This window comes from Marinomonas posidonica (genome assembly GCF_043643765.1).
Taxonomy (GTDB): Bacteria; Pseudomonadota; Gammaproteobacteria; order Pseudomonadales; family Marinomonadaceae; genus Marinomonas; species Marinomonas posidonica_A.
In genome coordinates this window covers 129827-148807 of the sequence record NZ_JBHZSP010000010.1, presented here as the reverse complement: position 1 = coordinate 148807, position 18981 = coordinate 129827, and the positions used below count along the sequence as shown (strand labels likewise).

Here is an 18981-nt window from a genome sequence, read left to right as displayed (position 1 = left end):
ATTAACCTTGAAGAGAGGCTAAAAGGATGAGCAAAGAAATTCTTTTGGTAGTAGAAGCCGTTTCCAACGAAAAAGATGTTCCGAAACAAGTTATTTTCGAAGCTGTTGAGATTGCTTTAGCCAGTGCTGCCAAGCGTCGTTTTGAAGAAGACGCATTAATTCGAGTGTCTATTGATCAGCGTTCTGGTGATTACATGACGTATCGTCAGTGGAACATTGTTGCCGATGAAGATTATTCTAATCCAGCATTTGAATTAACGATCGATGATTCTGAAGAGCAAAACCTAGGTTTAGGCATAGGGGAAGTTTACGAAGAAGAAGTGGAATCGGAAGAGTTTGGTCGTATTGCTGCACAAACAGCAAAACAAGTTATCGTGCAAAAAGTACGTGAAGCAGAACGCGCAAAAATGGTCGCTTTGTACGCTGAGAAAGTTGGCAAACTAGTTCATGGTCAAGTGAAGAAAGTGACTCGTGATAGCTTGATTATTGACCTTGGCGAAAACGCCGAAGCCTCTTTGCCAAAAGATCAATTGATCGCTCGTGAAAGTTTCCGTATGAACGATCGCATTCGTGCCTTGTTGTTGGAAATTCGTGAAGACAACCGTGGTGCACAGTTGATTTTGTCACGTAATGACCCTGCCTTTATGGTTGAGTTGTTCCGTCTTGAGGTGCCTGAGATTGCAGAAGAAGTCATTGAAATTCGTGGCGCTTCACGCGATCCTGGCCTGCGCGCAAAAATCGCTGTGAAAACCAATGACCGTCGTATCGATCCTATTGGTGCGTGTGTTGGTATGCGCGGTGCTCGAGTGCAAGCCGTTTCTAACGAAATGAATGGCGAGCGCGTTGATATTGTTCTTTGGGACGATAATCCAGCGCAATTAGTGATCAATGCAATGGCGCCTGCTGAAGTAGATTCTATTGTTATTGATGAAGATGCTCATTCTATGGATGTGGCGGTGAAAGCTGACAACCTAGCTCAAGCGATTGGCCGTAATGGTCAAAATGTTCGCTTAGCCTCATCTTTGACTGGCTGGTTGTTGAATGTAATGACCAGTGAAGATGCAGAAGCGAAACAACAAGAAGAGTCGCAGAAACTCATCGACTTGTTTGTTTCTGGTCTTAATATCGACGACGATTTGGCCATTCAAATGGTTGACGAGGGATTTGCTTCTTTGGAAGAAGTAGCTTATGTCCCAATGGAAGAAATGTTAGACATCGACGGATTTGATGAAGATTTAGTAAATGAACTTCGTTCACGAGCAAAAGAAGCCTTATTAAACCAAGCACTTCAAGCAGAAGAGCAGTTGGATGGGGCGAAACCGGCTGAAGACTTACTGACAATGGAAGGCATGGATAATCACCTTGCCTTGGTGCTTGCTTCCATGGGGGTAATCACAATGGAAGACCTGGCCGAACAGTCTGTTGATGAGTTGCTTGACGTTGAAGGTATGACGGAAGAGCGCGCAGCCAGCTTAATTTTGACCGCTCGTGCACCTTGGTTCACTGAATCTGAATAAAATCTGAGTACAAAAGGGGGAACTTAATGACAGTTCAAACCGTAAAGATACTATCCGAACTGGTTAATAAACCAGTCGATAAGCTACTAGCTCAGATGAAAGAGGCTGGTCTACCGCAAACAAAAGCGGACCAAGAAGTCTCTGAAGTTGAAAAGCAAGTGTTATTGAATTATTTAAAACGTCAGCATGGTGAAGGTGAGACGGCTGACAATCAACGCATTACATTGCAGCGTAAGAAAACCAGTACCATTTCAGGTGACGGTGGTAAATCAGTCAATGTGGCTGTGAAGAAAAAACGTACTTACGTGAAGCGTGATGATGTTGACGAAGAGGCGCAAAAACAGGAAGAATTAGCTAAGCGTCTTGCTGAAGAGCAAGCACGTCAGCAAGCAGAAGAACAGGCTCGCCTTGAAGCAGAGCGTAAGCTTGCAGAAGAGACGGCAGCTAAAGCGAAGGCTGAAGCTGAAGAGAAAGCGCGTCAAGAAGCGGAAAAAACCGTTGCCACTAAGGACAATGGCGTGCTAAATGATACGGAGCAAAATGCCTCCGACGTAGGAGCGGCAGAACCCGTGGAAACACCTAAACAGAAAAAAGCGCCAAAGAAGGCTACTCAGCCTGCAATGGACAGTAAAAAGCCAAGCGTTGCCCCTAAAGGCAAGAAAGGCCCTCGTCATGACAGTGATAAAGAAAAAGATAAGCCTCGTGGTCGTAACAACCCAGACAACAAGCGCAGTCGTGTCAATGTTAATGATGGTGATGAGTTTGGTCGCCGCAGTGGCAAGTTAGGTCGTAAACACAAGAAAGCGACTAAGCAAGAGCATGGTTTCCAAAAGCCAACGGCTAAAATGGTTCATGAAGTTGCTCTGCCTGAAAGCATTACTGTTGCTGACTTAGCCGAAAAAATGGCGGTTAAAGGTGCTGAAGTTATCAAGATCATGTTTAAGATGGGGGCCATGGCCACCATAAATCAGACGATTGATCGTGATACGGCGACTTTAGTGGTTGAAGAAATGGGTCACACCGTCAAATACATTGACGAGAATGCAGTGGAAAATGACATGATCGATGCGATCGATTATGAAGGTGAAGCCATTAAACGTGCCCCAGTAGTCACGGTGATGGGTCACGTTGACCATGGTAAGACCTCTTTACTCGATTACATTCGTACGACTCGTGTTGCCGCAGCGGAATCTGGCGGTATTACCCAGCATATTGGCGCTTACCACGTAGAAACACCACATGGCATGGTCAGCTTCCTAGATACACCTGGACACGCAGCCTTTACGTCTATGCGTGCTCGTGGTGCTAAAGCAACCGATATTGTTATCTTGGTTTGTGCAGCAGACGATGGTGTTATGCCACAAACAATTGAAGCCATTCAGCATGCTCGTGCAGCCGAAGTGCCTATGGTTGTGGCCATTACTAAGGTCGACAAAGAAGGCGCTGACATTGAACGCGTGAAAAATGAGCTTGTTGCTCAAGAAGTGGTACCTGAAGAGTGGGGCGGTGACGTCCAATTTGTTGGCGTTTCGGCCAAATCTGGTGAAGGTATCGAAGAGCTACTAGAAGCTATTCTTCTGCAGTCAGAGGTTCTTGAACTTACTGCTGTACCAAGTGCTCCAGGTAAAGGGGTTGTTGTTGAGGCTCGACTCGATCGTGGTCGAGGCTCAGTGGCTACCTTGTTGGTACAAAACGGCACTTTGAAGAAAGGTGATATCGTCCTTGCTGGTCTGCAAATGGGCCGTGTGCGTGCCCTGCTAGATGAAAATGGTAAAGCGATTGATACGGCAGGTCCTTCCATTCCTGTTGAAATTCTAGGTCTTGATGGTACACCTGATGCGGGTGAAGAATTCATCGTGGTTGCGGATGAGCGTAAAGCTCGTGAAGTGGCTAACTTCCGTCAAGGTAAGTACCGTGAGGTACGTTTTGCTCGCCAGCACTCTGCAAAATTAGAGAACTTGTTCTCTGAAATGGGCAAAGACGAAGTTCGTACTTTGAATGTTGTGCTAAAAGCCGATGTTCGAGGTTCTTTAGAAGCTTTGATTAAGTCTCTAACCGATTTGAATACAGACGAAGTAAAAGTCAATATCGTTTCTAGCGGTGTTGGTGGAATTACGGAAACAGATGCGACTTTGGCGCTAGCGTCGGAAGCGGTTATTTTTGGTTTCAACGTACGTGCCGATACGTCAGCGAAGCAATTCATTGAACGTGAAAGCATCGATCTACGTTACTACAGTGTTATCTACAACATCATTGATGATGTGAAACAAGCGCTGTCTGGCATGTTGACACCGGATCTACGTGAAGATATTCAAGGTACGGCTGAAGTACGTGACGTCTTCCGTTCGCCGAAGTTTGGTTTGATCGCCGGTTGTATGGTCATCGAAGGTACGGTTTACCGTAACAAGCAGATTCGCGTATTGCGTGATGATGTGGTGATCTATGAAGGTGAACTTGAGTCGCTTCGTCGCTTCAAAGATGCGGTTAATGAAGTTAGCCGTGGCATGGAATGTGGTATCGGTGTGAAGAACTACACAGATGTCAAAGTAGGCGATAAGATCGAGGTTTTTGAAACCATCGAAGTTGCGCGTACGCTTTAATAGGACAAAATCATGGCAGGCGAATTTAGTCGTACTAGTCGGATTGGTGACCAGCTCCAGAAGGAGCTGGCGTCCTTGATCCAGTTTGAAGTAAAAGATCCTCGTTTAGGCTTGGTGACCATTAATGAAGTTCGTGTCGCCAAAGATCTTGGTTACGCGGATGTTTATTACACTGTTTTGGGCAAAGATGATCAGCCGGAAGTGATTGCTGAAAATCAAGCGGCACTTGATAGCGCAAAAGGTTTTTTGCGTCGTCGTTTGTCGCAAGAAGTGAAGCTGCGAGTCATGCCGCATTTACGCTTTCACTATGACCAAAGCGTGTTGAATGGTACTCGCATGTCGGCTTTGATTGACGAAGCGATTCGCGATGATCAAAGTAAAAGCGGTAACGAAGACGAGTAATTAGGTTATATGTCTAAAACGAAATGGCGTTCAGTAGACGGTATCGTACTACTGAACAAGCCGATCGGCTTGAGCTCTAACCAAGCTCTACAACGTGTTCGTCGCTTATATCGAGCGGCGAAAGCGGGTCACACTGGGGCTCTTGATCCATTGGCAACGGGGATGTTACCTCTTTGTCTTGGCGAAGCTACCAAATTTTCTCAATTCTTGTTAGATGCTGATAAGCGTTACATCACTTGTATTCAGTTGGGGAAACGAACCACAACTGGTGATAAAGAAGGTGATGTACTCACGGTTGAACCTGTTCCTTCGCTTTCTGATGTTGAGCTAGAAACCATATTAGATCAATTTCGTGGTGATATTGAACAGGTGCCGCCAATGTATTCTGCCTTGAAGCATGAAGGCAAGCCGCTTTATGAGTATGCGCGAAAAGGGATTGTGATTGAGCGTAAGCGACGTCAGGTGAGAATTTCAAATCTGACCTTGATTTCTCGCACCGAGGATACGCTCACTTTAGATGTGCAGTGCTCGAAAGGCACTTATATTCGTACCATTGGTGAAGACATTGGTGAGGCGTTAGGGTGTGGTGCGCATTTGCATTCATTGCATCGTGTGTCGACCGCAGGTTACTCGCCAGATGATATGTTGAGCTTGGAAGAGTTTGAGGTGTTGGCGCAGCAAGGTGAAGATCAACTTGATGCAAAATTAATGTCAATGGATACTGCCGTTGCGCATTTAGATCAGGTAGAATTGTCGCCATTGCAAGCGAGAGAAATGGTGTTTGGCCGTCGTGTCGAAAATCATACAGAATTAGCGTTAGACAGCTTGGTTCGCTTATACGACCAAGGTGAAAATCGTTTTTTGGGGCTAGGGGTAATAAAAGATCATTTTATTAAGCCTCAACGACTCATAAATACCAGTGAGTTAGCAAACAATTAGTGTTAAACTAACTCTCGTAGGGTAACTGAAAATATGCTCGGCTACCCTTTATTTTTAATCGCATATTATTATTCGGAGATAAGATTATGGCATTGTCTGCAGAATCTAAAGCAGCATTGGTTAAAGAGTTTCAAGTAGCGGAAGGCGACACTGGTTCTCCTGAAGTTCAAGTAGCATTGTTGACTAAGAACATCGAAGGTCTTCAAGGTCACTTTAAAGCTCATATCCATGACCATCATTCTCGTCGCGGTCTAATTCGCATGGTAAACCAACGTCGTAAGTTGTTGGATTACCTTAAGCGTAAAGACGCAGCGCGTTACACTAGCTTGATCAAAAAGCTAGGTCTACGTCGCTAAGACTGAAGAAGGGCCATAAAATATTATGGCCCTTTTTTTATTGGTCTCCCAAGGGCAGCCTGTACTTCATATGTGCTTTACAGAGAACTCAGAGCATATATGAGTACTGGCTTAAAAAGATGAACTTTGGGAGAAAGTAATTTTTTTAATAAAAAGGAATACTAGTGAGTATTACGACAAAAACTTTCCAGTTCGGTAATGATACCGTCACTCTTGAAACTGGCCGTATCGCTCGTCAAGCGACGGGTGCTGTATTATGTACCATTGGTGATGCGCAGGTACTGGCTACCGTTGTTGGTGCTAAGTCTGCAAAACCAGGTCAAGATTTTTTCCCATTGTCTGTTCATTATCAAGAGCGTGCTTACGCTGTTGGTAAAATCCCAGGTGGTTTCTTAAAGCGTGAAGGTCGTCCTTCTGAAAAAGAAACACTGACTTCTCGTTTGATTGACCGTCCAATTCGTCCTTTGTTTCCGAAAGGTTTCATGAACGAAGTTCAGGTTGTTTGTACTGTCATGTCGACTAACACAAACTTGGATGCGGATATTGCCGCTATGTTGGCAACATCTGCTGCTTTGACCATTTCTGGCATCCCATTCAACGGCCCAATCGGTGCCGCTCGTGTTGGATTCAATGATGAGTCTGGCTACGTTCTAAACCCAAGCTACTCTGAGCTAGAATCTTCTCTACTAGACATGGTTGTTGCAGGTACTAAAGACGCTGTATTAATGGTTGAATCTGAAGCGCAAGAGCTAACAGAAGACGAAATGCTCGGTGCGGTTTTGTTTGCGCACAAAGAAATGCAGGCAGCGATCAGTGCTATTACTGAATTTGCAGCAGAAGCTGGTAAGCCTCGTTGGGAATGGCAGCCTGAAGAAACTAATGTTTCTCTACAAGAAGCGGTTGAATCTGGTTACGCAGCACAAATTGAAGAAGCATATGGTATCAGTGAGAAAATGGCTCGCTATGCACAGCTTGGTCAAGTACGTGATGCCGCTGTTGCCGCTTTAGTAACAGAAGAAGGTGAGTTTACGGAAGCGGATGTAACGTCTGTTTTTGCGAAACTAGAAAAACGCATCGTTCGTCGTCGTGTTATTGATGGCAAGCCACGTATTGATGGTCGTGACAATAAAACAGTTCGTCCAATCGATGTTGAAGTGGGTATGTTGAGCAAAACTCACGGTTCTGCTTTGTTCACTCGTGGTGAAACTCAGGCGATTGCGACTTGTACACTAGGTACAAGCCGTGATTCACAAATGACTGATGGTCTAACGGGCGAAAGCAAAGACAGTTTCATGCTGCATTACAACTTCCCTCCTTACTCTGTTGGTGAATGTGGTCGTATGGGCGGCGTCGGTCGTCGTGAAATTGGTCATGGTCGTTTGGCTCGTCGTGGTGTTCAAGCGGTATTGCCAACAGAAGAAGAATTCCCATACACAATTCGTATTGTATCTGAGATCACAGAATCAAATGGTTCAAGCTCAATGGCCTCTGTTTGTGGTGCCTCTTTGTCTATGATGGACGCGGGTGTTCCTCTTAAAGCGCCTGTTGCTGGTATTGCCATGGGGCTGATTAAAGAAGACGATGGTTTTGCTGTCTTGACTGATATCCTTGGTGATGAAGATCACCTAGGTGATATGGACTTTAAAGTAGCGGGTACGGAAGAAGGTATCACAGCGCTTCAAATGGACATTAAAATTGAAGGCATTAACGAAGAGATCATGGACATTGCTTTGAGCCAAGCGCTTGAAGCTCGTACTCATATCCTTCGTGAAATGGCGAAAACCATTGGTTATGCACGTCCTGAGGTGTCTCCAAATGCACCTTCTATGGCGACGATCAAAATTGATCCTGAGAAAATTCGTGACGTTATCGGTAAAGGTGGTGCAACAATTCGTTCTATTACAGAGCAAACTGGTGCTTCTATCGATCTTGATGATGACGGTACCGTGCGTATTTATGCTGCGGATAAAGCGGCTTCTGATGCTGCGCTACTGAAAATTCATGAAATTACCGCTGAGGCTGAAGTTGATAAACTGTACAAAGGTAAGGTCGTACGCCTTGCTGAGTTTGGTGCTTTTGTTAACATCTTACCTGGTAAAGATGGCTTGGTGCACATTTCTCAGATCGCTGAAGAGCGTATCCGTGCAGTAACGGATTTCCTAGCGGAAGGTCAAGAAGTCATTGTTAAGGTTCTAGACGTTGATGCTCGTGGTCGTATCAAACTGTCTATGAAAGACGTGACGGAAGAAGAAAAAGCCGCTTTTACTGAATAATTTCAGTTTAGGTTTAGGGTTGAAAAAAGGTGCTTAAAGCACCTTTTTTTGTTTTTAATCAGGACAGATGAGCTAGAATAATACGATATTGAGTCGTTTCATTATTCTATTGTGTGTTTCGTTGTATAAGGAAAAAGTCATGAAGCTAAAGTTAGTCAGTGTGTTGGCAGCCAGCATGGTTTTGGTTGCTTGTAGCAAAGATGTTGTGAATACGCCTGAAGTGGCGGTTCCTAGTTGTGTGTTTGCGGATGGCTCTAATCAAGCAGCCCCCGATTGGGTATGTGGTGCGCCAGTGGATGGAGTGGCTTTGTCTGCCGTTGGTTATAGTGAAAAATCTGCGGCTGGTCCAAATTATATGAAACAAATGGCAGCTACCTCTGCCCGTGTTGAATTGGCTCAGATTTTAAGTGTTGACCTGCAAAACATGGTTAAGCAATACGTGGAAACCACGGGCGCGGCTGATGCTGAAACCGTCGATCGTGTAAACAGTGTTGTCACCAAGCAGGTGACAGAGCAGCAACTTGTTGGTTCTCGTGTGATGCGCCAGATGCCAACACCAAGTGGTGGTCTTGTGGTTTTGGTTGGTTTGGATCCATCACAAGTAGAAGGTGTTGCAGAGAGCATTTTACGTACTTCTATGAGAAACGAAGCGGCTTTGTATCAGAAGCTAGAAGCTGAAAAAAGCTTTGAAGAATTAGCGTCTGAAATTGCTAAGCGTCATTCAAACTGATTCTAGCTTGTTAATAGAAACGGCCATTATCGCTAGATACGGGCCGTTTTTTTATCCTGATGCTTGTCTATCACTGTGATGAAGAAGGCTGTAGATTTCCTTCTTCATCAAAAATAGGGGTTGGTTTTTGGTTTTCATCGACAGCAACAAAGTTAAAATGCCCTGTAATAGCCTTGGTGCGTTTATCACTGTGCAGTTCTTCCAGAAAAATATTTACTTCGACTTTTAGCGAAGTTCGGCCAACATGAACGACACGAGCCACAAGCTCAACTAAAATACCGGAAGGGATGGGATGTTTGAAGTCCACTTGTTCGGTGGATATCGTGACCATGGCTTTGCGTGAAAAGCGAGTTGCTGCAATGTAAGCTACTTCATCCATCCATTGTAACGCGATACCGCCAAATAGGGTGTCGTAATGATTGGTTGTACCAGGAAACACCATCTTGGCCACACGAGTTTCGGAGATTTCTTCGCGTTTCTGAATGAGTAGCTTGTTCATGTATTTTAACCCTTTTAAAACAATTATTTGGTTAAGCATTATTATACTGTTAAGCGGCTGCGATAGTCGCTTTAAAGCAGAGTTGTTGTTATCTGAATATCTACAAGACCTGAATCGATCTCAGTTGATTGAGCTTGAAGAGCCAGCAATAGTAATGCCAACTGCTTTAGCCCCAGCACGCTATCGACAAAATACCTTATCGACTTTTGATGTCAGCCTGTTGGATTTTTTATCATTACAGCGTTGTGAGATCGGTATCGTCGCGGGTAGGAAGAATAGCATTCTGGGACGAGTCATGCTGGACAGTCAGCGCTTCTTGTATGAAGTCGATATTATTCGTGCTATCGAGTCTTGTCCGATTACCGACTCAGCTTTAGAGAAAGAGTTAATGGCGGTCGCTCAGCAAAAGCGTATTGAGTTACCTAAAGCGTTTGGGAATGCCATTTTTAATGGTGAAGAGAGCGAAGCTTTTTTCAGTCTCTCGAATGGCTTTTTGCCATTAAATTATTCTACGGCAAAGCAACAATCTTTATTAAATGCATTAACGCGATTTGTGAAGATTGGCAACTCGCTTGATGCCTTACCTGTCATTCCAGGTAGTGTCTTTGAGCAGGATCTAAAACAATTGATGGACAGTGAGTATGCTGGGCGCTTGTTGTTTAGTTTGATGCATGTTCGCCGCTATTTGGATCAGGTCACGAGTCAAATTTCCTTGTTGGGCGAAGAGGATTGTGGTGCCCCTGTCAACTATTTAAAACAGCAGTTTGAAGTACATTACGTGAAACAGGTTCAACCTTATATGGGGCGGCTGAGTCAATCAGCTTATCAAGTTTTACCTTTGCTGAATGAATTGGCTCAGTTGTCTCATCTGACAGCAGAAATGCAGGCGTTTTTAACGCAATACGATATGACGGCAAGTCAAAGTGAATGGCAGCGATACCAAATGGCTTCCCAACGCCATGCAAAAGCTTGGAGTACCTTATTGAATGTGTGCGGAATGGGCGTTGGTGGTCAGAGTTAAATTTGAGTATGAATTTGTTTTTCCAGGCTTTCAACGAGATCGTATTCGAAAGGAGTGCCTTCTGCCAATGGTTCTTGGTTAAGTGCTTTTAACAGAGCTATGTTAGCCACAGGATTATGGCCGATGCCTTGGGAGAAGTGCATAGGACGAGTGATGGCATGAGCTTGATGTTCGTTCAAACTGTCTTTGGCATTGATCAGTGATGGGCCAGGTTGGCTAAACAAACTCATCATCAGAGCAAATTGAGGGCTGCCTGATACAGACTTTCCAGCCAAGCTGCTTTGAGTGACCTGAGTCTCAACAATTTCTCTTATGCTCATTAACCTACCTATTGTTTGGTGATGTTATGAGTATCGGCATAGAAGGTTTTTTCTTAACTAGAATAATGAATTATTCACAATGAGTTGCTGGTAGGATGAAAAAGTCGGAATATCTTGTTCTGATTGTAATTTTTTGTATTAAGCTGACCATTTTTAATACATTTTATAGCTGAAACTGTTTAAGCATCGTACTATAAGATATTGTAGATTCATTATTTTTTAGATTTCGAGTTACGTTTTGTATCAAGGAAAGAGATGGCTGCTTTGATTTGGCGGCAGGGCACAATGCATGCATGACATCAATGAGCTGATAGACAATGTTCGTCATAATGAAGAAATTGCGCGCAAATTTTTTGAAATCGAGCGCTGTATTTTGTCGATTGGACGTTGCGATCAGTTTGTCTCAACTCTGACCAAAGAAGTCCAAAAACAATTTAATGTCCCTTATGTATGGGTAAACCTCATTAATGAGGCGCCTTTATCACATCTTATCGAAAGTCTTGAAAAACTACCTGACCTAAGAGATCGAGTTTTGTTTACTCGTCGCAGCGCTATGATTGATATCATAAAGTCGAGTAATAAGACGGTGTTGGTCAATTCTAACTTGAGTTTTTGCCGAGAAATCATCCCAAGCATTTACCGCGATATTATTGCTTCCCTAGCGATATCGCCTTTGACTATTGATGGTGAATTGGTTGGTCTGTTTTGCCAAGCCGACGCGGATCGAAGTCGGTATGATGCGAGCACTAAGGATACGTTTTTACTGGACCAATTGGCGATTAAAATCTCAATTTGCCTGAGTAATGTAACAGCACGGGAAAAACTCGAATACTTAGCCACTCGTGACCCTTTGACTGGCTTATTAAACCGCCGTCAGCTGGAACTCATGTTAGATCGTGAGTTTTCGCGTTCTAAGCAACAAAAACGCGACCTCACTGTAGTGTTTATTGATTGTGATGCCTTTAAATCCATTAATGATACCCTCGGGCACAACTGTGGTGATGAAGTATTGGAATACATTGCCAAACGCTTGTTGAAATACGTTCATAAACAAGGATTAGCATTTCGTTTTGCGGGAGATGAATTTGTTTTCGTCATGCCAGGGAAAACATACGATCAGGCAATTCAAGTGGCTGAGTCCATTCAAGAATATCTACAATCCAATCCATTAAGGTATAAATCTAACCTCGTTCCGATTACTATTAGTTACGGCGGAGCGAGCGTTGTGTCCGACGCGCCAAGTCACTACAAACATCTGCTTAAAGTGGCAGATGAACGCCTCTACGACTATAAAAATAACCGTAAAAGACTGGTGCCTACAAAGGTCTTTAAGTTTCTAAATAAGCTAAGATGACTTTGTAATTTTATTACATTTTGATCCGCCAAGATTGAAAAATTCGGTGTTTTTTACCTTTATTTTGTTGTAAAATTTCAAAAAATAAATTTAGGGTTCACATATGTCCCACGCTTTAATTGCCGACCTTGGTGGCACAAATGCTCGATTTGCTTTGGTGCCGATACATCAATTTGAGCCACTCGAAGTCAAAGTGCTTCCTTGTAAAAACTATGAGACTTTTTTTGATGCCGCGGCGGATTATGTTGATCACTGTAGTGTCGACTTGAAAGACATTGATGCTGTGGTGTTGGCCATTGCTGGACCAGTGAATCAAGAGGTTATACGCTTTACTAATAACCCTTGGCATTTTACTCGTGACGAGGTGCAGAAATACTTTGGCGCGGAAAAAAAAGTGGCTTTATTGAATGATTTTGATGCGATTGGTCACTGTCTTGAAGTCCTTCCGGAAGGCGACAAAGTGCTTTTGGGCGAGTCAAAGACAGTAGATCCGAAAGCAGCAAGTTGGGTCATTGGTGCAGGAACTGGGTTAGGGGTGGCGTGTGTTGTCCCACAAGAGGATGGCCCGAATATTGTACTGCCTGGAGAGGGTGGCCATGTAGACCTCTCTACCTGTAATGAAGTCGAAGACGATATTGCGGTTTTTTTGCGCAAGCGTCATAAGCGAGTATCAGCAGAGCGAGTGCTGTCTGGTATGGGCTTAGAGAATATTTATGAAGCCTTAGCCGCTCGACAAGGTATTGATAAGCGTCTCTCTGCACCGGAAATTGGTGAAGCATTAAAAGCTGGTAATGATCCAATTGCCAAGGCTGCCTTAGAGCAGTTCTTTGTGTTTTTAGGGCGAGTCATTGGAAACCTTGTACTGTCAGTTGAAGCACGTGGTGGCGTTTACATTGCCGGTGGCATTGTGCCTCGCTACTTAAAGGAAATATTGTGCAGCGGCTTTAGGGAAGCTATGCAAGACAAGGGTCGTATGAAAGAGTTTGTTTCACCGATTCCGACTTTTGTTGTGATGTCTGAATACCCAGGGCTGATGGGATGTGCGTGCTACGCTTCCTATCTTGTGTCGAAAGCCTAGATTTAGTTGGAGATAAAAGAATGAAGGCCAGTTTAAAAGCCTGTGATGTCGTAATTTTTGGTGGCGGTGGTGACCTTGCCATGCGTAAGTTGTTGCCTGCTCTGTATCATTTGGATATGGACGGTTTGCTGGCGCCCACAACTCGAATCATTGGTGCTTCGAGACGAGAAGTGAGTGATACTGACTATCAAGCCAAAGTCCGTGATGCACTTGATGAGTTTGTGCCATCCAGTGTTGGTGATGATTCCGTTTGGCCGCGCTTCAAAGAGCGTTTGAGTTATGTTTCTGTTGATGCCCAACAGGAATCTGATTTTGCCCGCTTAAATGACCATAAAGTTGGTGGTGATGACCGTGATGTTGTTTTCTATTTGGCGACGTCTCCAGACTTGTTTGGTTCGATTTGCTCTTCTTTAGCGACACATGGCCTGAACGAAGACCGTATGCGGGTGGTTCTAGAGAAGCCACTTGGTCGTGATCTTGCATCTTCTCGTGCGATTAACGATGAGGTAATGAAAAACTTCAAAGAGCAGCAAGCTTTCCGAATTGACCATTATCTTGGCAAAGAAACGGTTCAAAACTTGTTGGCCATTCGCTTTGGCAACACTTTATTCGAACCGCTTTGGGACAGTGCGCACATTGATAATGTTCAAATAACAGTCTCTGAGACAGTTGGTGTAGAAGGTCGCTGGGGTTATTACGATAAAGCGGGAGCCATGCGTGACATGGTGCAAAACCATCTGATTCAGTTGTTATGTCTGGTTGCTATGGAGCCGCCAGGGCGCATGGATTCCGATTCTGTACGAGATGAAAAGATTAAAGTGTTAAAAGCATTACGTCCTATTGTTGGCGCGAATGCATACACGAAAACGGTACGTGGTCAGTATGCTAAAGGCATGATTAAGGGCAAAGATGTGCAAGGTTATTTCGATGAAGAAGGCAGTAATCCTGATTCACGTACAGAAACCTTTGTTGCTCTGCGTGCTGACATTGATAATTGGCGTTGGGCTGGCGTACCTTTCTATCTAAGAACAGGTAAGCGTTTAGGTCAGCGTTATTCTGAGATTGTTATCCAGTATAAAGCGGTTCCACATAGTATTTTCAGCGATGAGAGTAATCGCCAACTGCAGCGTAATCAATTGGTTATTCGTCTACAGCCTGAAGAAAAAATTTCTTTAACTGTGATGAATAAAGTCCCGGGCGCGAGTGAAGGGATGAATCTACAGCCAGTGGATTTAAACCTGAGTTTAACTGAAGCGTTCAATGATAAGCGCAGCCCTGAAGCTTACGAACGTTTGTTGCTGGATGTGATGCGTAATGATGCTACCTTGTTTATGCGTTACGATGAAGTAGAAGCAGCTTGGAAATGGGTGGACGGTATTATGTCTGCTTGGAGTCAAACCAGCGAACGTCCGAAGGAATATGCTTCCGGCTCTTGGGGCCCAGCGGCGTCTATGGCTTTGCCAATTAAAGATGGGCGTAACTGGCACGATTATTAAGTCGTACTGGGCGAGTTGCTTCAGTCGATAAACACTCAGTCAAGAAAAGGAAAATAACATGACGCAAACTTATACTGCCGAGCAGGTGATGACGGCAACACCTGTTGTGCCTGTGATCGTTGTTGATAATGTTGAACAAGCCGTGTCACTAGGTAAAGCCTTGGTAGCTGGTGGGGTGCCTGTACTAGAAGTGACGCTGCGCACACCAGCTGCGTTAGAAGCGATTACGGCACTACGAAAAGAAGTACCTGATGCTATTGTTGGTGCTGGTACTGTGTGCTCTCGTGCGCAATATGTGCAAGCTATTGAGGCAGGTTCTCAGTTTATTATCAGTCCTGGCATGACGGCGGATTTGTTGGCGGTAGGAAAAGAGTACGATGTGCCTTATCTGCCGGCAGTAGCAACCATTTCTGATGTGTTATTGGGGATGGAATACGGTTATGACCGCTTTAAGTTTTTCCCTGCGGAAGTGAACGGTGGCGTTAAGGCGCTGAAAGCCTTTGGTGGTCCATTACCACAAATCAAGTTCTGCCCTACAGGCGGCATTGGTGCCAATAATTTCCGTGATTACTTGGCGCTGGATAACGTGCTATGTGTTGGTGGTTCTTGGATTGTTCCGACAGATTTAGTGCGTGCGGGCAAATGGGATGAGATTACTGAGTTGGCAAAATCCGTTTCTCAGTAATACCCAAGTAAGATCAACCTTAAAAGGGAAGATGAGCAATCATCTTCCCTTTTTATTACTAAAGATTCTCTTCTGCAAATTCGGCTAATCGGCTACGTTCAATACCATTTACATGCATGATGCTGGCATATTTAAAGGGTTTAGATTTTTCCACAAGGTAAGTTAATCCAGACGTTAATGGCGTAATGTATTTATTGTCGATCTGGGCCAAGTTGCCTAAGACTATAATTTTCGAGTTACTGCCAATTCGAGTCACAATGGATTTAAGTTGAAATTGTGTTAATCCTTGTGCCTCATCGATGATAATAAGGGCGTTGTTGAAGGATCGACCGCGCATAAAGTTTAACGATTTAAATTGAATGTTGGCTTTCTGTTTGACGTAATCAATGCTGCTGATGGAGTGTTCATCGGCACCATGCAGTATTTCCAAGTTATCATCAAAAGCGGCCAACCAAGGCGCCATTTTTTCTTCTTCTGTACCCGGTAAAAAGCCAATGTCCTCGGCCATTGGTGGTGTTGATCTTGCCACAATGATTTTATTAAAACGTTTTTCTTCCATTGTTACTTGTAAGCCATAGGCAAGTGCCAATAGGGTTTTACCTGAGCCTGCTGGCCCCGTCATGACCATCAGATCAGAATTCTCATGACGCAGTAAATAAAACGCCATAGCTTGCTCTAAATTGCGAGGGTGAATGCCCCAAAAATTTTGGTTCATCAAGTGCTGTTTGTTTATATCCAATAAATACACATAGTCATGATCAATGTTTACCACAAAGCCAATAAAGTCTTCCTCATCAATGATGAACATATTTAAGTGGAGGCTTTCGAGTAATGACTTGCTGATGACATGGACAGTGTGACGGCCATGGGCTTCGGTTTTGACGCTGTCAACACTTGACCAAAAACTGCCTGTAAACTCAATGTAACCTTTGGTCATTAGATCGAGATCATCAAGTACCTTATCTTTTCGATAGTCCTCGACACGCTCTAGCCCTGAGCCTTTGGCTTTTATGCGCATGTTAATGTCTTTGGTAACGAGACACACAGAAGATCTTAGATGTGTTGCCTGCAGACTTAGAGCAACATTAATAATGCGATTGTCATTGGCATGGTCATGATTGCCATTGAGAAATGGAATGTTATCGGTTGCTGTGATCTGTTGATCTGGGAAAATGGCGAGTGAGCCTTCACAGCTTTTTGCTTGTTCGTTTGAGTTTGTGCTCTTATCTAGCGTGTGAATAGGGACGCCGGCTTGGAGTTGCCTTGGGGTGGCGTCACCGACGATCTTGTCTATGGTGTTGATGGCGAGTCTTGCTTCGCGGCTGACGTCTTTGTCACGCCGGTCTTTGATTATGTCTAACTCTTCCAGCACCGTCATAGGGATGACGACCATGTGCTCGGCGAAAGCGTAAATGGCTAATGGATCATGCAATAGTACATTGGTGTCGAGAACGTAGATTTTTTCCATAGACGATGACTCCCATAATGTGAGTAAAGTTTGCTGATGAGAAAGAAACGATTTCGAAAGGGTTGTGCTGATTTAGCAATAGATACGATGTTGGAACGATGTTGGTGGTTTGTAAAAATGCAGGTGACGAGATGAATGAGAGTGTAAAGCTTACTTCTGCACGCAACTGGGCAGATGTGAGAAAGGTAATTGTTTGGATAACAACGATTTCTGAGCAAGCTAAACCTCACTGTCTTTATCCATACTCTAATTAGAGTGTATGACAGTTTTGTTGCTGTTGCTTGTATTATTTGAAGTATGAGGCAATAAAAAAGCCGCTAATCATAGCGGCTTTTTTCGAAACGAATGAAATTTATTCGTCTAGGAAGCTTCTCAAGTGCTCTGAGCGGCTTGGGTGGCGTAGCTTACGCAACGCTTTTGCTTCGATCTGACGAATACGTTCACGTGTTACGTCAAATTGCTTACCGACTTCTTCCAGAGTGTGATCTGTGTTCATGTCGATACCGAAACGCATACGCAATACTTTGGCTTCACGAGCCGTCAAGCCAGCAAGAACAGTGGTCGTAGATTCACGCAAACCTTCAATGGTGGCAATGTCGATTGGTGATTCAGCGCCATCGTCTTCAATGAAATCGCCTAGATGCGAATCTTCATCATCGCCAATAGGGGTTTCCATTGAGATTGGTTCTTTAGCAATCTTCAATACTTTGCGAATCTTGTCTTCAGGCATGTCCATGCGCGCTGCCAACTCTTCAGGCGTTGCTTCACGACCCATCTCCTGCAGCATTTGACGAGAAATGCGGTTCAGTTTGTTGATGGTTTCGATCATGTGAACCGGAATACGAATGGTTCGTGCTTGGTCGGCGATAGAACGCGTAATGGCTTGACGAATCCACCATGTGGCATAAGTCGAGAACTTGTAACCACGACGATATTCGAATTTATCAACGGCTTTCATAAGGCCGATGTTGCCTTCTTGAATCAGATCCAAGAATTGTAAGCCACGGTTAGTGTATTTTTTCGCAATCGAGATAACCAAACGCAAGTTGGCTTCTACCATTTCTTTCTTGGCACGACGAGCGCGAGTTTCACCAATCGAAATACGACGGTTGATCTCTTTTAATTCTGCAATCGTTAGGCCTGTGTCTTTGGAAACAGCACGCAATTTGCGCTGACTACGCATAAATTCCGCTTCGTTTTCTTCCAACGCAGCAGAGTAGTTTGCATTAGCCGAAATTTGCTCTTGAAGCCAATCTGGGTTGGTTTCATTACTCGGAAAACGTTTCAAGAATTCTGTTCTTGGCATGCCAGATTTACGAACACAAACTTGCATGATCAACCTTTCTTGTTCACGCACTTTTTCCATGCGTGAACGAACTCGATCGATCAATTCGTCGAACAGTTTAGGAACCAGTTTGATTGGTGCAAACGCAATGCTAAGTTCTTCTTGTTTGCTTTTTACAGCAGAATCTTGGCGGTCACGTGTTTCAAGCAATACTTTTAACTCGTCATAAATGCGAGCAATTTCGTTGAAACGTAATGCGGTTTCTTCTGGGTCAGGACCGTTATCGGTTTCTTCTTCGCTTGATTCTGAATCGTCTTCTTCATCGTCGCTGTCAGCGTCATCCGCTTCTTCTTCAATAGGAAGTTCTTCAGCCAATTCTTCAAAAACCGGCTCTTCACCATCGCCATCAATGAAACCGCTGAAAATATCGCTCAGACGACCTTCTTCCTCTTGAACTTTTGCGTATGCATTAAGCAATACGTCGACGGCACCAGGGAAATAAGAAATCGCCGCCATCACTTCACGCGTACCTTCTTCGATACGTTTGGCAATGGCAATCTCGCCGGCGCGAGTCAATAGTTCAACTGTGCCCATCTCGCGCATATACATACGCACTGGATCAGTTGTTCTTGTGATGTCCCCTTCTACAGCAGCAAGGGCCGCCGCCGCTTCTTCAGCGGCCGCTTCATCTGTCGTGTCGCCTTCTTCCATAAGAAGGCTTTCTTTGTCTGGAGCGTACTCGGAAACCGTGATGCCCATGTCATTGATCATGGCAATAATTTCTTCGACCTGCTCCGGGTCAGAAAGGTCATCAGGCAGATGGTCATTAACTTCGGTAAAAGTTAAATAACCCTGTTCTTTACCTTTGGCGATCAACTCTTTAAGACGTGACTGTTGAGTGTCTGGCATTCGACAACCTATCGTTTGAAATTCAATTGAAGTTTTGCAAGCCGCATAT

Annotated in this window: 16 protein-coding genes; 12 read left to right on the top strand and 4 right to left on the bottom strand. The window is 44.2% G+C overall.

All coding sequences use genetic code 11. The features are described from left to right. The first annotated feature begins 26 nt into the window (after positions 1–26). The 7 genes from nusA (at position 27) to ACHUFM_RS12765 (ending at position 8817) form a co-directional block, all read left to right on the top strand. Positions 27–1517, top strand: coding sequence for a transcription termination factor NusA (gene nusA, locus ACHUFM_RS12795; protein WP_394182607.1), 1491 nt, complete (start codon positions 27–29; stop codon positions 1515–1517). Positions 1518–1543: 26 nt separating this feature from the next. Continuing rightward, the gene (gene infB / locus ACHUFM_RS12790) at positions 1544–4117 is read left to right on the top strand and encodes a translation initiation factor IF-2 (protein WP_394182606.1); all 2574 of its coding nucleotides are present in this window, start codon (positions 1544–1546) and stop codon (positions 4115–4117) included. Between the two features lie 12 nt (positions 4118–4129). Continuing rightward, entirely contained in the window at positions 4130–4519 is a 390-nt protein-coding gene (rbfA, locus tag ACHUFM_RS12785; RefSeq protein ID WP_013797344.1) for a 30S ribosome-binding factor RbfA, read from the top strand. A 9-nt stretch (positions 4520–4528) separates the two neighbouring features. Continuing rightward, positions 4529–5458 (top strand): tRNA pseudouridine(55) synthase TruB, encoded by a 930-nt coding sequence (truB, locus tag ACHUFM_RS12780; RefSeq protein WP_394182605.1) that lies wholly within the window; start codon positions 4529–4531, stop codon positions 5456–5458. A gap of 86 nt (positions 5459–5544) precedes the next feature. Beyond that, positions 5545–5814, top strand: a complete 270-nt coding sequence (gene rpsO, locus ACHUFM_RS12775; RefSeq protein WP_012068748.1) for a 30S ribosomal protein S15 — start codon at positions 5545–5547, stop codon at positions 5812–5814. 164 nt (positions 5815–5978) lie between these two features. Continuing rightward, positions 5979–8087 carry a polyribonucleotide nucleotidyltransferase gene (pnp, locus tag ACHUFM_RS12770; protein WP_394182604.1) on the top strand — a complete coding sequence of 703 codons (2109 nt, stop codon included), beginning with the start codon at positions 5979–5981 and terminating at the stop codon, positions 8085–8087. Between the two features lie 139 nt (positions 8088–8226). After that, the gene (locus ACHUFM_RS12765) at positions 8227–8817 is read left to right on the top strand and encodes an LPP20 family lipoprotein (RefSeq protein WP_394182603.1); all 591 of its coding nucleotides are present in this window, start codon (positions 8227–8229) and stop codon (positions 8815–8817) included. 70 nt (positions 8818–8887) lie between these two features. On the opposite strand, the gene ACHUFM_RS12760 is transcribed toward ACHUFM_RS12765, so the two are convergent. Beyond that, entirely contained in the window at positions 8888–9316 is a 429-nt protein-coding gene (locus tag ACHUFM_RS12760) for an acyl-CoA thioesterase (protein ID WP_394182602.1), read from the bottom strand. Here ACHUFM_RS12760 and ACHUFM_RS12755 point away from each other — a divergent pair. Continuing rightward, positions 9315–10337 (top strand): DUF3080 family protein, encoded by a 1023-nt coding sequence (locus ACHUFM_RS12755; protein ID WP_394182601.1) that lies wholly within the window; start codon positions 9315–9317, stop codon positions 10335–10337. The genes ACHUFM_RS12760 and ACHUFM_RS12755 overlap by 2 nt on opposite strands. Here the strand turns inward: ACHUFM_RS12755 and ACHUFM_RS12750 are convergent. Then, a complete protein-coding gene (locus ACHUFM_RS12750) occupies positions 10334–10657 on the bottom strand; it encodes a hypothetical protein (protein WP_394182600.1) in 324 nt (107 codons plus the stop codon). The two genes, ACHUFM_RS12755 and ACHUFM_RS12750, sit on opposite strands and share 4 nt — an antisense overlap. A gap of 289 nt (positions 10658–10946) precedes the next feature. On the opposite strand from ACHUFM_RS12750, the gene ACHUFM_RS12745 reads away from it, so the two are divergent. From ACHUFM_RS12745 to ACHUFM_RS12730, 4 genes are all read left to right on the top strand, one after another. Beyond that, positions 10947–12011 (top strand): GGDEF domain-containing protein, encoded by a 1065-nt coding sequence (locus ACHUFM_RS12745; protein ID WP_394182599.1) that lies wholly within the window; start codon positions 10947–10949, stop codon positions 12009–12011. Positions 12012–12114: 103 nt separating this feature from the next. Beyond that, positions 12115–13089 carry a glucokinase gene (gene glk, locus ACHUFM_RS12740; RefSeq protein WP_394182598.1) on the top strand — a complete coding sequence of 325 codons (975 nt, stop codon included), beginning with the start codon at positions 12115–12117 and terminating at the stop codon, positions 13087–13089. A 20-nt stretch (positions 13090–13109) separates the two neighbouring features. Next, complete coding sequence (gene zwf, locus ACHUFM_RS12735; protein WP_394182597.1) at positions 13110–14585, top strand: glucose-6-phosphate dehydrogenase; 1476 nt, start codon at positions 13110–13112, stop codon at positions 14583–14585. Between the two features lie 58 nt (positions 14586–14643). Further along, a complete protein-coding gene (locus ACHUFM_RS12730) occupies positions 14644–15270 on the top strand; it encodes a bifunctional 4-hydroxy-2-oxoglutarate aldolase/2-dehydro-3-deoxy-phosphogluconate aldolase (protein ID WP_394182596.1) in 627 nt (208 codons plus the stop codon). Between the two features lie 58 nt (positions 15271–15328). Here ACHUFM_RS12730 and ACHUFM_RS12725 read toward each other — a convergent pair whose 3' ends face one another. Continuing rightward, positions 15329–16738 (bottom strand): PhoH family protein, encoded by a 1410-nt coding sequence (locus tag ACHUFM_RS12725; RefSeq protein ID WP_394182595.1) that lies wholly within the window; start codon positions 16736–16738, stop codon positions 15329–15331. Between the two features lie 352 nt (positions 16739–17090). Continuing rightward, on the bottom strand, positions 17091–18932 hold the full coding sequence (rpoD, locus tag ACHUFM_RS12720; RefSeq protein ID WP_394182594.1) for an RNA polymerase sigma factor RpoD: 1842 nt from the start codon (positions 18930–18932) through the stop codon (positions 17091–17093). Positions 18933–18981: the final 49 nt, after the last annotated feature.

Coding starts and splice junctions, on each gene's coding strand:
- ACHUFM_RS12760 (WP_394182602.1), bottom strand. CDS start 9,316: ATGAACAAGCTACTCATTCAGAAACGCGAAGAAATCTCCGAAACTCGT.
- zwf (WP_394182597.1), top strand. CDS start 13,110: ATGAAGGCCAGTTTAAAAGCCTGTGATGTCGTAATTTTTGGTGGCGGT.
- truB (WP_394182605.1), top strand. CDS start 4,529: ATGTCTAAAACGAAATGGCGTTCAGTAGACGGTATCGTACTACTGAAC.
- ACHUFM_RS12765 (WP_394182603.1), top strand. CDS start 8,227: ATGAAGCTAAAGTTAGTCAGTGTGTTGGCAGCCAGCATGGTTTTGGTT.
- nusA (WP_394182607.1), top strand. CDS start 27: ATGAGCAAAGAAATTCTTTTGGTAGTAGAAGCCGTTTCCAACGAAAAA.
- rpoD (WP_394182594.1), bottom strand. CDS start 18,932: ATGCCAGACACTCAACAGTCACGTCTTAAAGAGTTGATCGCCAAAGGT.
- infB (WP_394182606.1), top strand. CDS start 1,544: ATGACAGTTCAAACCGTAAAGATACTATCCGAACTGGTTAATAAACCA.
- ACHUFM_RS12750 (WP_394182600.1), bottom strand. CDS start 10,657: ATGAGCATAAGAGAAATTGTTGAGACTCAGGTCACTCAAAGCAGCTTG.
- ACHUFM_RS12755 (WP_394182601.1), top strand. CDS start 9,315: ATGTATTTTAACCCTTTTAAAACAATTATTTGGTTAAGCATTATTATA.
- ACHUFM_RS12725 (WP_394182595.1), bottom strand. CDS start 16,738: ATGGAAAAAATCTACGTTCTCGACACCAATGTACTATTGCATGATCCA.
- ACHUFM_RS12730 (WP_394182596.1), top strand. CDS start 14,644: ATGACGCAAACTTATACTGCCGAGCAGGTGATGACGGCAACACCTGTT.
- rbfA (WP_013797344.1), top strand. CDS start 4,130: ATGGCAGGCGAATTTAGTCGTACTAGTCGGATTGGTGACCAGCTCCAG.
- rpsO (WP_012068748.1), top strand. CDS start 5,545: ATGGCATTGTCTGCAGAATCTAAAGCAGCATTGGTTAAAGAGTTTCAA.
- ACHUFM_RS12745 (WP_394182599.1), top strand. CDS start 10,947: ATGCATGACATCAATGAGCTGATAGACAATGTTCGTCATAATGAAGAA.
- glk (WP_394182598.1), top strand. CDS start 12,115: ATGTCCCACGCTTTAATTGCCGACCTTGGTGGCACAAATGCTCGATTT.